15 protein-coding genes and 1 pseudogene are annotated in these 11,219 nt (G+C 32.3%); 15 read left to right on the top strand and 1 reads right to left on the bottom strand.

Going from position 1 to position 11,219, the window contains the following annotated elements:
• The first annotated feature begins 196 nt into the window (after positions 1–196).
• From DER71_RS11115 to DER71_RS11060, 11 genes are all read left to right on the top strand, one after another.
• Positions 197–547, top strand: coding sequence for a hypothetical protein (locus tag DER71_RS11115; RefSeq protein WP_114474635.1), 351 nt, complete (start codon positions 197–199; stop codon positions 545–547).
• A 136-nt stretch (positions 548–683) separates the two neighbouring features.
• The gene (locus DER71_RS11110; RefSeq protein ID WP_114474634.1) at positions 684–1,223 is read left to right on the top strand and encodes a UPF0158 family protein; all 540 of its coding nucleotides are present in this window, start codon (positions 684–686) and stop codon (positions 1,221–1,223) included.
• Positions 1,199–3,667: a restriction endonuclease-like protein gene (locus tag DER71_RS11105; RefSeq protein ID WP_114474633.1), complete on the top strand. Its 2,469-nt coding sequence runs from the start codon at positions 1,199–1,201 to the stop codon at positions 3,665–3,667. Before DER71_RS11110 ends, DER71_RS11105 begins: the two co-directional genes overlap by 25 nt.
• 238 nt (positions 3,668–3,905) lie before the next feature.
• Entirely contained in the window at positions 3,906–4,169 is a 264-nt protein-coding gene (locus DER71_RS11100) for a hypothetical protein (RefSeq protein ID WP_114458251.1), read from the top strand.
• A gap of 10 nt (positions 4,170–4,179) precedes the next feature.
• The gene (locus DER71_RS11095) at positions 4,180–4,764 is read left to right on the top strand and encodes a DUF6036 family nucleotidyltransferase (protein WP_114458252.1); all 585 of its coding nucleotides are present in this window, start codon (positions 4,180–4,182) and stop codon (positions 4,762–4,764) included.
• 426 nt (positions 4,765–5,190) lie between these two features.
• Positions 5,191–5,382: a uracil-DNA glycosylase gene (locus tag DER71_RS11090; RefSeq protein WP_114474632.1), complete on the top strand. Its 192-nt coding sequence runs from the start codon at positions 5,191–5,193 to the stop codon at positions 5,380–5,382.
• A 77-nt stretch (positions 5,383–5,459) separates the two neighbouring features.
• The gene (locus tag DER71_RS11085; RefSeq protein ID WP_114458986.1) at positions 5,460–5,903 is read left to right on the top strand and encodes a DUF523 domain-containing protein; all 444 of its coding nucleotides are present in this window, start codon (positions 5,460–5,462) and stop codon (positions 5,901–5,903) included.
• 41 nt (positions 5,904–5,944) lie between these two features.
• Positions 5,945–6,319, top strand: a complete 375-nt coding sequence (locus DER71_RS11080; RefSeq protein WP_114458985.1) for a DUF2007 domain-containing protein — start codon at positions 5,945–5,947, stop codon at positions 6,317–6,319.
• 406 nt (positions 6,320–6,725) lie between these two features.
• Positions 6,726–7,259 (top strand): SMR family transporter, encoded by a 534-nt coding sequence (locus DER71_RS11070; RefSeq protein ID WP_233487068.1) that lies wholly within the window; start codon positions 6,726–6,728, stop codon positions 7,257–7,259.
• Between the two features lie 44 nt (positions 7,260–7,303).
• Positions 7,304–7,639, top strand: a complete 336-nt coding sequence (locus tag DER71_RS11065) for a hypothetical protein (protein WP_114458984.1) — start codon at positions 7,304–7,306, stop codon at positions 7,637–7,639.
• A 91-nt stretch (positions 7,640–7,730) separates the two neighbouring features.
• On the top strand, positions 7,731–8,972 hold the full coding sequence (locus DER71_RS11060) for an MFS transporter (protein ID WP_114458983.1): 1,242 nt from the start codon (positions 7,731–7,733) through the stop codon (positions 8,970–8,972).
• Between the two features lie 224 nt (positions 8,973–9,196).
• On the opposite strand, the pseudogene DER71_RS11055 reads toward DER71_RS11060, so the two are convergent.
• Positions 9,197–9,555 (bottom strand): annotated as a pseudogene (locus DER71_RS11055) (DDE-type integrase/transposase/recombinase); the annotation flags it as partial.
• A gap of 5 nt (positions 9,556–9,560) precedes the next feature.
• Between DER71_RS11055 and DER71_RS12130 the strand changes: the two are divergent.
• The 4 genes from DER71_RS12130 to DER71_RS11045 all read left to right on the top strand — a co-directional run bounded on the left by DER71_RS12130 (position 9,561) and on the right by DER71_RS11045 (position 10,900).
• Complete coding sequence (locus DER71_RS12130) at positions 9,561–9,719, top strand: DDE-type integrase/transposase/recombinase (RefSeq protein WP_233487070.1); 159 nt, start codon at positions 9,561–9,563, stop codon at positions 9,717–9,719.
• A gap of 45 nt (positions 9,720–9,764) precedes the next feature.
• Complete coding sequence (locus DER71_RS12125; RefSeq protein ID WP_199505623.1) at positions 9,765–10,001, top strand: integrase core domain-containing protein; 237 nt, start codon at positions 9,765–9,767, stop codon at positions 9,999–10,001.
• An 84-nt stretch (positions 10,002–10,085) separates the two neighbouring features.
• A complete protein-coding gene (locus DER71_RS11995) occupies positions 10,086–10,223 on the top strand; it encodes a hypothetical protein (protein WP_158531818.1) in 138 nt (45 codons plus the stop codon).
• A gap of 146 nt (positions 10,224–10,369) precedes the next feature.
• Positions 10,370–10,900 (top strand): hypothetical protein, encoded by a 531-nt coding sequence (locus DER71_RS11045; RefSeq protein ID WP_114458982.1) that lies wholly within the window; start codon positions 10,370–10,372, stop codon positions 10,898–10,900.
• Positions 10,901–11,219 lie beyond the last annotated feature (319 nt).

Genomic DNA, 11,219 nt, shown 5'->3' with positions numbered 1-11,219 from the left:
AATACAAAAGGCAAGTTAGAGGATATACTGTTGGGCTAACAGGATTTTAAGCCTGTGGAGATGGTGGGTTACCACTTCTAAGAAGCAGGAATCCTCGTGGGCTTGCCCCGAGGAGGGTCAAATCTGGCTGGAATGCTGTAATCATCTGAGTGAATTTGAAATTAATGAGCGGCGCTTTACATCCAGTGGACTTAATATGAATCACAAAATTAAGGAAGTTTTAAGAGAAAAAACTAAATTTTCATATACCTATGATTTTGGTTCTTCCACTAAATTGGATTTGAATGTAGTTAATGTATTTAAAGCTGGGGAAAGAGAAGAAAAGATCAGTGTTCTGGCAAGGAATAACCAGCCTGAAATTAAGTGCAGTCACTGTGATAATCTCGCTGAATTTGTATGTCCAGATTGCATTTATAACAGTGGCGGCTGGTACTGCAGTAACTGCCTTGATAAACATGAAGAAAATGACTGTATGAGAGAAACTGATAATCTACTGCCGGTTGTTAATTCTCCCCGAGCTGGAGTCTGTGCTTATTCTGGCAGTTAAATATTATTTCTCAAGGTTTTGGCAAAGGAGTTAAAAAAGATAGCTAGAGAAATCTTCAAAAAATATAACAGCTATAACATGGAAAATCATTTTGATTTACCTTTTTGATTATTTTCAAGAATAGAGGTGTTAAAAAATGACACTTAAAGTTAATTTAGAAGATGTTTTAGAAGCATTAGAACTTAGAACCAGAGAGAGTAATTATTTTTATTATAAAAAAACTGGTGAAGTTTTCATGATAATGGATGATGAATTGAGAGCTGGAGAGGAAGATCCTGACCTTGATAAATTTCCAGAATGGCAGCGGGAGAATATTAAAGCTGCAGTAGATATTATCTCAACTAATGACTATATTAGGAGTTTCCCCAAAATTTATTTTCAAGCTGCAAAAAATGGGGAAAGTCCAGATGACTATATAAGACTTCCGGATGATTATGAAATTGATGACTATAGCATTATGGAAGATTTTTGCTATTCAGTCGAAGATGAAGAACTGAGAGAGGAACTTCTTTATGCTATCCGAGGAAACGGTGCCTTTAGAATGTTTAAAGATAAGATTTATCAATATGATCTAGAAGATCAGTGGTATGATTATAAAGATCAGAGATATAAGGATATAGCAATAACGCAAAAGTTATTAAGGGTGATAAAATGGCCACTAAAAAAATTGACCTGATCACAATTAAAAATAATAAATTTTCTTTAAACATCAAAGGAAAGCCTCTTCATCCTGATCACGAAAAAGAATTTCCGGAGGCAAATAAGGCTCAGGCTGCCTACAGCTTTAGCTCAACTCTAGAAGAGATCTTTGACTTCAAATACCATGATCCAGAAATAGACCAGCTCAGGCTGAGTAAGTTCAATTCCACAAAAAGCTATCCCCTCTTTTTTGAATATCAAAACTATGATTTTTATCTGGAAGCCGAAATGCCGATTGAGATCTACCATCCCAATCGCGAGATCAGAGAATCTCTGTCCCATCCTAATGATAATCCCAATGTGCTTTACGGCAGCATCAACTTCGGCAGTGATATCGGTTATTCTGAGTTTGAAATTCGCAGTAACTCTCAGGTGGTTTTAACTTTCAAACTGGAAGTTTTTCCGAGTAAAATTGACTACCAAAAGGACTACAATCAGCTTTTAGCGGAAGTAAACAGGGAAGTATATAATTTAGCCTATGATTTTTTGAGAAAGACCTACCAGCAGATGAAAATTTCCGAAAAGCAGAATATCACGGAAGCTGAGTTTTTTGTGATAATTGAAAATATCTTTGATGATTTATTTAAAGCTCTAAAAAGAGTTGAGGAGTCACCTCATCACCGGATCATTAAGAAGAGAAATGTTCGGCCTGCTGCCAGAGTTAAAAAAATGGGCAGACAGAGCCTGAAGTGGTTGAATAAAAACAGCCGCCATTATGATCAGGAGCTCAAGCTGCCGGAAAAAATGCTGGCAGTGGAAAAGGAGTTAAGCTATGATAATTTTGAAAATAAGTTTATTAAATGGAGTTTCTCAGAGCTGATCAAAAGACTTAAACATTTTAAAGCAAATTACCGCAGTTACAAGCTTAATCCGGATCCGGATTTGATTGCTGAAATCGATAAAATGATCAGAAAGCTTAAATTAAAGCTCAAGCATTCTTTTCTGGCTGAGGTAGGTAAACTGCAGAAAATTGATTCCATTTCTCTGGTGCTGCAGATGGCCCCCGGCTACAAGGAATTATATAAATATTACCTGATGCTTTTAAAGGGGCTTTCTCTGAATGGCGATATCTTCAGGCTTTCAATTAAGGAACTCTGGCAGCTCTATGAATACTGGACCTTTCTTAAATTAAACAGCCTGCTCCAGGATAAATATAAGATGGTTAAAAATAACATCATTGAGCTTGATTACAGCGGTATCAATGTCACTCTCTCACAGGGAGCATCAGCAGAGGTCGAATATCAGAATCCAATTACCGGTGAAAAATTTACTTTAAGCTACAACAGAGCAAGCGGAGATTCTATTACCACCAATCAGAAACCGGATAATATTTTATCTTTAAGCAAAAATGATTCTGAGCACCAGTATAAATTTATCTTTGATGCTAAGTATCGGCTCAACACTGCAGAAGATGGTACAGGATATAGCAAAAGGTACAACGGCATTCCTGGTCCGGAAGAATCTGATATTAATACAATGCACCGCTACCGGGATGCAGTGGCAGCTGAGATGGGAGAAAACTACAGGAGAACAATGGTTGGAGCCTATGTGCTCTTTCCCTATCATGATCAAAAAAAATTTAAAAACCATAAATTCTTTCAGAGTATTGAACAGGTTAATATAGGAGCCTTTCCTTTTCTGCCGGACAGTACAGAACTGGTGTCCGAGTTTTTAGAAAATATTATCGATGAATCAGTTCAGAGCAACTTTGACCGCAATCTGCTGCCGGCAGCTGCCGATGAATTTAGACCAGAACCGGAGTTTAAAGTTGACCTGCTGGTCGGTTCACTGAGCAGTAAAAAACAGCTGCAGTATTTACTGGACAACAATCTCTATTATCTACCCCTACAGCAGTCAATTTTAAATCATAATTTAAAGTACACAGCAATCTTTCAGAGCAAGGCGAAGTTTGGCGATCAGAGCGGGGTCACCTATTACGGCAGGATTAAGAATAAAAAAATAGTTAAAAGAGACGAAATTGGTTTTCCCTCCACCAGAAGCAGTGGAGATCAGAACTATATTCTTTTTGAAGTTGAAAGCTGGCAGCAGCTGGGTAAAAAGATCAAATCAGAGGGTTATGGAGTTAGCGGCAGCCATATTTATTCAAATTTAATGCTGCTCAAAAAAGCTGATACCCTGCCTGAACTGAGTATACGCTCTCTTAAAGAATGGCGGCTCTGGCTGGAATTAAAGCGGCTGAAAGAAGATATAAAGCTTAAATTGAAAAATAATAACTTAGATCAGAACAAAAAAATTGAGGGTTTTAAAATCGGAAAAGTTGAAATTAAGTTTAAAGAAAATAGGCTGCTGGCTGGACTGAAAGATGAGCAGCTTGAGTTTTTTAAGTTAGAGTTTATGAAAAACCCGAGAGCTGTTTTAAATAAAATAATGGAACTTTTCAAAGAATATGAGGACAATTAATCCAGTTTTCTTCCTAACGCACGATACTTTTTACGGATAAAACCTGCCTGTTTACCACAGAGAGACTTTTTCGGCTAAATTCGCTAAAATATCTTGTTGAAATTACCAGCAGGGAAAAGTCGTTGTAAAACCAGTCAGATAATAGCAGCTGGGGTAGGACTGGAGCTGAATTACTAAAGTAAAGTAGTCTGTGATATAATAAAATTAACTAAAAGTTAGAAATAGGGAGGTTTTCAGAATGCCCAAAAAAACTTTTGCTGAGTATAGAAATCAGAAAAGTGACAAACAGTCTAAGATGAGAGAGGTAAGAAACTATTTAAAATCGACCAATAAAAATAATTCAGAAAATAATTTGCCTGATATAAATGGAAAGGATAATTATCGTAGTGGATCCAGAAGAAGAAATCCTCAGAAAGAAATGCTTTTATTTAAAATGATGATTAGATCCAGGAAAAATAAACTTGAAAGAATAGAGGATAGAAAATATAGACTTAAAAATTGAGGTGCTTTAAATGGATTATAAAAAAGAAATAGAAATCATTCTAAATGAAGATATTGATAATTTTTCTAAAAAAATAAAGATAATAGCAGTTTTAACTTCAGCAATAAAAGAAAATTTAAATATCACTCCAGTAGTAGTTGGTGGCCAGGCTGTCGAATTTTACACTGGGGGCGGGTATGCTACTATGGATATTGATATAATTTGTGAGGCTTCTACCGAAAAAATAGGAGAAATATTAGAAAAATTAGGCTTTTATAGAGATAATAAATACTGGATTCTTGATTCAAAAAAAATTGATTTAGCTGTTGAGACTCCATCTGGACCACTTGCAGGTGCAGATGATAAATTAATGGAACTTAAAAGTGGTCAGCATACTGCTTATTTTATTGGAATTGAAGATATAATAATTGATAGATTAAATGCCTATGTGCACTGGAATGAAAAGTGGCAGGAAGAATGGATTCTCGGTATGATGGTGACTAATTATAAAGATATTGATTGGGAGTATTTAAATAAAAGGGCAGACCAGGAAAGAGTTAATGATGCATTAATAAGAATGATTAATAAAACAGAAGAAATTAATAAAACTATTTAATAATAATATCAACTCAGTGATAAAACAGAAGAACTACTTATTAATGATATACAAAATTTATTTAATTGAATTTGTAGATCATTTTGTTTTAACTTTAAATATAAATATTGAAGGAGCCAAAAAAAGATTAAATTAATAGTTTTAAATCAGGCCGGGAATCCCCGGTTTTTTATTTTTTACAGGGAAAATCCGATTAATCAAGAATTATATAATAAGTTAATAAATATGGATATAGAATAAAATATCTCCAACTATATTCTATAAAAAAGAGGTTATAAATAGCAATTTTTAAATTGGTTTAATTTTATGTCCTGAAGATAAAGAATAATTGATATTTATTTAAATTTGGAAAAAGATTGAGGATTATCTGTAATATTTTTGGGATGTGATCAGAGTTTTCAATTTTTAAGCATAAGGAGGCAAATTATGACCTGCAGATGGTATCCGATCTGTCCAATGAAAAGATATTATAAAGCCGGGAAAATAGATAAAAAGTGGGTAGAAAACTACTGTCATGGAGATAATAAAAGCTGTCAGCGCTATCAGATGGAAGAAAAAGGCGAATATCATCCTGATAATATGCTTCCTGATGGAAGTATTGATCAGAGTTTAAGCTAGTTTATTCCAAATTATGAAGAGAAAAAGAAAGGTGGTTTTAAGCGTTAAAAATTTATTTAATTAGAAAGGATGATCAAATGTATCTAGTAAGTGCCTGTCTGGCAGGTATTAACTGCCGTTATGATGGTGGAAATAACTTTAATAAAAATGTAGCAGATTTGGTCAAATCAGGAAAAGCTGTCCCGGTCTGCCCTGAAGTACTTGGAGGACTGGATACTCCCAGAGTTCCTTCAGAAATTGCTGCTGATCAGCATGGAAATAAAAAAGTCATCACTGAAAATGGGCAGGATATAACTGCTGAATTTAAACTGGGAGCAGAAAAAACTATAAAAATTGCCAGAATTGTTGAGGCTAAAAAAACTATTTTAAAGCAGAGAAGTCCTTCCTGTGGCTGTGGGAAAATATATGATGGAACTTTTAGCGGCAATTTAATAAAGGGTAATGGTTTTACAGCAGAATTATTAATAGAAAATGGAATTGAAGTTCTAACTGAAGATGATTTAGAAAGAGATTCTCTTTAAATAGAAGGCTGATTTCAAAAAAAATTTGAGGAGTTAAATAGATGTCTGATTTTAAACTGCAGCATTTAATAACAACCGGTGTCAGAGAAGCAGAAATGATAGAAGCACTGCTGAATGACAGCAATATAGAGGTGATTGTTCGTCATGATGAATTTGGCGGCTACAGTGTAATCTACATGGGTTATTCTGCCTATAATGTAGAACTTTATGTGGCAGAAGATGATTATAAGGAAGCCAGAGAACTCCTTAATGGATTGAATTTAGAAACAGATTATGGAAATGAAGAATTAAAAACAGAAAAGCAGAAAACAAACAGCAGTGATCAGGGTAAAAGTATGTCCTTTTATCTGGCACAGATTGCAAAAATAATTATAATAATCTATCTGCTTTTAAATTTAATTGCTTTAATTTTTTAAAGGATGAAATAAAATGAATAAAACTAAGCTATCTAAAACAGTCTCTTATATTCTGCGTCATCATCCTGAAGACTTCAATTTAAAACCTGCTGCAGATTATTTGTCTGTATTAAAAATGAATAATTAGGTTCATAATTCAGTGAAGTTCAGGATATTTGATCCTGCTCCTATTTTTAGCAGAATCTTAAATTGTATAAATAATTTAAATCAACAAAGGAAGTGTAGTCTTTGATATATTTGCTTTTAGCAGTCTTATGCAGTTTATCAATAGCTTTAATTTTTAAATTCAGCGAATCGAATAATTTAAACAGATATATAATTACCTCAGCCAATTATTTTACTGCAGCTTTAGTTTCTTTGATTCTAATTTTTAATCAGGGTATTAAATTTTTCGACTTTAATCACAATGCTATTTGCCATCATCATCTGGCAGGAATATCCGGAAGACTTACAGTGGCTTGGAATTCTACTGGCCATTACTTCAATTATTCTGGTCAATTTTCCTTTCAATAAAGACTGTCATCAGGCACTGAGGTTAAACTTAATCTTTCTCTTTCTCTATGGTGGAATTGCAGAATTCAGCAATAAGATATTTCAGAAATATGCTCTGGTCGACTACAAAGTATTATTTTTATTCTGGGTTTTCTTTTCTGCTTTTTTGATCAGCTTTTTCTATAGTGTTAAGAAAGTTAAGCGTTTACCAAAAAAGTCTGAACTGCTGACCGGATTTGCAGTAGGTATACCCAATCTATTCTCCTCTTTCTTTCTGATCAGTGCCTTAAATTATCTAAAAACAGCAGTTGTCTTTCCGATTTTCAGTGCGGGCAGCATAGTATTAATAACTGCAGCCGGCTATCTTTTCTTTGGAGAAAAATTAAAAGCAAAAGAGTGGGCTTCAATTTTGATGACTGTAGTGGCATTAATTTTGATTAATATATAAAGCTGATAGGACTAAAAAATAATATGTAAGTTAAAGGAGTAAAAATGGAGAAGTTTAAAAAAAGAATTTTTAATAGTTTGGTAGAATTTTTTAAAGAATTAAAATTTATTATTAAAAATAGAAATCAGATAAAGAAGTTAGAAAAAGGTGAGCTAAACGACTGTCCGGAAGAAGAAATTTTAGCTTTAGTCTATGCTCATCACTGGACTGAAAAGAAAGGCCAGCCAGACGCGGAGATGTCCGATAAAGTTAAAGATAACTATGGTAAAGATAAATTTGAATTTATAAATTTAGCAGTTAGAATGATTAATTTCGGTAACCTGTCGGGAAGCAGTTTTGATTGTTTTCTTCATAGATTGAGTTTCGGTCTGCTGAGTTAGAGGAAGTACCTCACTGCTGATATTTCTATTTTTACTGGAAAAATTAAGTAAGAATTATATATGGAAGTAAAGTAATCTAGGAGAATTATATATGGATATAAAAAAAGATACAAATATAAGAAAGTTTGGTTTTTATGGTCTTCTAAAAAATCTTAGATTTTTTGAACCATTTCTCTATATATTTTTTTTAAGTCTTGGATTTTCCTATTTTCAGATCGGGACTCTAATTTCAATCCGAGAAATCACAAAAAATATATTAGAAGTACCTTCTGGTGTATTTGCAGATAACTACGGCCGCAAAAAAAGTCTTCAGATATGTTTTGTGCTCTATATTTTTTCCTTTATTTTATTTTACTATGGCAGTGTTTATTCAATAATTGGTCTGGCAATGGTTTTATTTGGGATTGGAGAAGCTTTTAGAAGTGGTACTCATAAGGCAATCATCTTTTTATATCTTGATCAAAACAATATTGCAGAAAAAAAGACGGAAGTTTATGGAAGAACAAAATCCTACTCTTTGATAGGTTCAGCAATTTCGGCAGTTATTGGTGGTTTTATAGTTTTTGTAGAATCAAATTACAGATTAGTTTTTTTATTTTCCATAATTCCTTATATACTGGATTTTATTTTAATTTCTACCTATCCGGATTATTTAGATGGCAAAACTTTAAATGATTTAAATTTAAAAAAATTTTTCCATTCTGGAGTGGAAAGTTTTAAAAAACTGCTGCTTCAATTGAAAGATTTAAGAAAGGGAATTATAAATTCTGGAGTATATGATGGGTTTTTTAAAATTTTAAAAGATTATCTACAGCCGATATTAAAAATTGAAATTATTTCACTCCCGCTGCTGCATGGATTTGCAGAAGAAAAAAGACTTTCAGTCCTGCTTGGGTTATCATATGCAGTTATTCATCTGATTAGTTCTTATGCAAGCCGCAGTGCTTTTAAATTAAAAAATAAATTTAATGAAAGCATCAGAAGTTTAAATTTAACCTATATTTTAACATTCATTATAATTGCCTTTATTGGCTTAATAATTAATAGCGGTTTTATATATTTTATTATTACCCTTTTTATACTTTTTTATGTTATTCGTAATTTGAGAAGGCCAATAATGCTTGACTATATTGCCAATATAATTAAAGAAAAAGAGAGAGCAACCATGTTATCAATTGAGTCTCAATTCAGAACTATATTTATTGTTTTTACAGCTCCAATGATTGGATACATAGCTGATCTGTGGGGATTAAGAATCATGTTTTTTTCAGCTTCATTGACTTTAATTATTTTTGAAAATTTACTAAAATTATCGAATATAAATGAAAATTGAAGATAATTTACTATCTGGCAGGCATTAACGTCCGGTATGATAATAAAAATAATTTGAATAAAAAATAGATTTATTCGTTCATAAATTTAAACTGTGATTAATTTCACTTTGAAAACAGAATCTAAATAATATATTACAGATATTAAAGATATTTAATGTCAGTTTTACTAAATCACTTAGATAATCATTTAACCTATTAATAAGATTGAGCTTCCTTCATTAAATTAGACATATAGTTTAGATAGTTTTCTCTCGTTTTCGTAGTCTTTTGGACTTTTATAATTTAATGTCGAATGTATTCTGATTCTGTTGTAATAAACAGCGATATATTCAAAAATATCCTGTCTTGCCTGTTTTCTTGTTTTGTAATCTTTTTGGAAATCATGACTTGCATATTGGCTGCCTCTATCAGAATGAAAGATCAAACCTTTTTTAGGATTTCTATTTTTAATTCCCATTTTAAGAGCATCTATAACAAGCTGTTTGGTCTTTTTTTATTAATCGACCAGCCAACTACTTTTCGGGAATAGATATCTATTACAACAGCCAGGTAAAGCCAGCCTTCGGCTGTGGGTATATATGTTTGATATCATTGATGTATTTACCAGAGAAATTGTAGGTTATCACAAAGGCTTAAGATGTAGCACAAAAGAAGCTCTTAAAGCACTTGATGAGGCAGCTGAATCCCGAAACACTGATGATCTGATACTCAGAACTGATAATGGTACCCGGTTTAGAAGTCGATAATTTCAAACAAGGATTAGAGAACTTGATATATCTCGTGAAAGAACAATGGTAAATACACCAGAAGAAAACGCTCATATTGAGAGCTTTCACGGTACATTAAAAAGAGCTGAAGTATATCAAAAACATTATCGCAGCATAACCCACTGCAGGAAATCTATTGCTAAATTTATTGATAAATACAATAACAGAAGACCACACTCATCTGTTGGTAAAATACCACCAGCAGTTTATCATAAAAACATTCTGAACAACTTAGTTTCAGGAATTAAATTTGCAGCATAAGTAATTAGAATTACTGAGAATCTGTGTTTAACAAATCATATTAAAGCTTGTCCAAGATTAGAGGGGCTAGCTCAGAAACATTTTATGGGATCATATACTACTTATTTTCTTTTATTTAATAATAGATATATACAGGTTGATTATTTTGAAGAAAATGAAAATAAAATGGTAATTGGAGAAAAAGTGTATCTTGAATTTAATAAAATTAAAGAATTAGATTAGTGGTTATAATTTAATTAATATATTTAGCTGAAAGTTGTTTAAAAATGTGTTTGAAAATAAATTATCAAAAAACATAAGTTCGCGACATAACGCTGTCGCTCTCCTGTGATATCCTTTAATTAGATTATCAAAAGGGGGTATATCAAATGAAAAAGAATTTATTAGTATTTATTTTTATGGTAGCTGTAGTTTTGATGATTTCAATTACAGTATCGGCAGAAACAGCACAAAATGGTGAATGGTTGGTGGAAGCAAAAGAAGATCCTCTGACAGATGAATTTACTCTATTTATTTCAAACCCCAAAGATTATAATAATGGATTGATCTTAAGAAGAAAAGAAGGTACTACAGAATTAATTTTATCTACAGATTATCTCGGCAGTGCTGGTGTTAATCCAGACTACAGTGATTATTTTAAAGATTTAATTTATCGTTTTGATAAAGAGGATTTGGTAGAAACTAAATGGTCTATTTCTTCAAATGGGAGCGCATTATTTTTTAAGGAAGATAAAGATACTCTAAAGAGTTTTATTGCAAAAATGATGGCTCACAATGAACTTGTTTTTGGATACTGGCCGTATGAAAAATCACGAAAAACAGTTGTTTATAATTTAAGTGGTTTTACTGTTTCAATAACTCCTTACCTGGATGATCTTGGCTGGGAGGATTTGAAATAAAAAGATAATATATTTCAAATATAAGTCGGATTTTAGATCCGGCTTATACTGATTTTATAAAACAACCATCTGTGGTATAATAAAATTAACTTAAAGGAGAAGCAGCCAACGATATTTTAGATAATTTTTAAATATTAATAAACTCAGACAAAATGTCTGGATATTTTTTTATAATAAATATAATTTTATCATTCAGATGAATGATATCATGTTAACAATAAAATGTGATAGAAGTTATAGTCTGCTAGCAAACCTCGTGGGCTTGCCCCGAGAAAATAGCAGACGGTTTTGAATTTCAATTATTATGTTTAGCTAATAA

The sequence above is a fragment of the Halanaerobium sp. DL-01 genome, from assembly GCF_003338615.1.
Taxonomy (GTDB): Bacteria; Bacillota; Halanaerobiia; order Halanaerobiales; family Halanaerobiaceae; genus QPJE01.
The sequence above is the reverse complement of the archived record's forward strand: the minus strand, read 5'-3'. Positions and strand labels throughout refer to the sequence as shown.

Bases quoted from the DNA above. Each gene is read 5' to 3' on its own strand.
- DER71_RS11065 (WP_114458984.1), top strand. From the start codon at position 7,304: ATGGAGAAGTTTAAAAAAAGAATTTTTAATAGTTTGGTAGAATTTTTT.
- DER71_RS11045 (WP_114458982.1), top strand. From the start codon at position 10,370: ATGAAAAAGAATTTATTAGTATTTATTTTTATGGTAGCTGTAGTTTTG.
- DER71_RS11115 (WP_114474635.1), top strand. From the start codon at position 197: ATGAATCACAAAATTAAGGAAGTTTTAAGAGAAAAAACTAAATTTTCA.
- DER71_RS11080 (WP_114458985.1), top strand. From the start codon at position 5,945: ATGTCTGATTTTAAACTGCAGCATTTAATAACAACCGGTGTCAGAGAA.
- DER71_RS11995 (WP_158531818.1), top strand. From the start codon at position 10,086: ATGGGATCATATACTACTTATTTTCTTTTATTTAATAATAGATATATA.
- DER71_RS11090 (WP_114474632.1), top strand. From the start codon at position 5,191: ATGACCTGCAGATGGTATCCGATCTGTCCAATGAAAAGATATTATAAA.
- DER71_RS11095 (WP_114458252.1), top strand. From the start codon at position 4,180: ATGGATTATAAAAAAGAAATAGAAATCATTCTAAATGAAGATATTGAT.
- DER71_RS11060 (WP_114458983.1), top strand. From the start codon at position 7,731: ATGGATATAAAAAAAGATACAAATATAAGAAAGTTTGGTTTTTATGGT.
- DER71_RS11110 (WP_114474634.1), top strand. From the start codon at position 684: ATGACACTTAAAGTTAATTTAGAAGATGTTTTAGAAGCATTAGAACTT.
- DER71_RS11085 (WP_114458986.1), top strand. From the start codon at position 5,460: ATGTATCTAGTAAGTGCCTGTCTGGCAGGTATTAACTGCCGTTATGAT.
- DER71_RS11100 (WP_114458251.1), top strand. From the start codon at position 3,906: ATGCCCAAAAAAACTTTTGCTGAGTATAGAAATCAGAAAAGTGACAAA.
- DER71_RS11070 (WP_233487068.1), top strand. From the start codon at position 6,726: ATGCTATTTGCCATCATCATCTGGCAGGAATATCCGGAAGACTTACAG.
- DER71_RS12125 (WP_199505623.1), top strand. From the start codon at position 9,765: ATGGTAAATACACCAGAAGAAAACGCTCATATTGAGAGCTTTCACGGT.
- DER71_RS11105 (WP_114474633.1), top strand. From the start codon at position 1,199: ATGGCCACTAAAAAAATTGACCTGATCACAATTAAAAATAATAAATTT.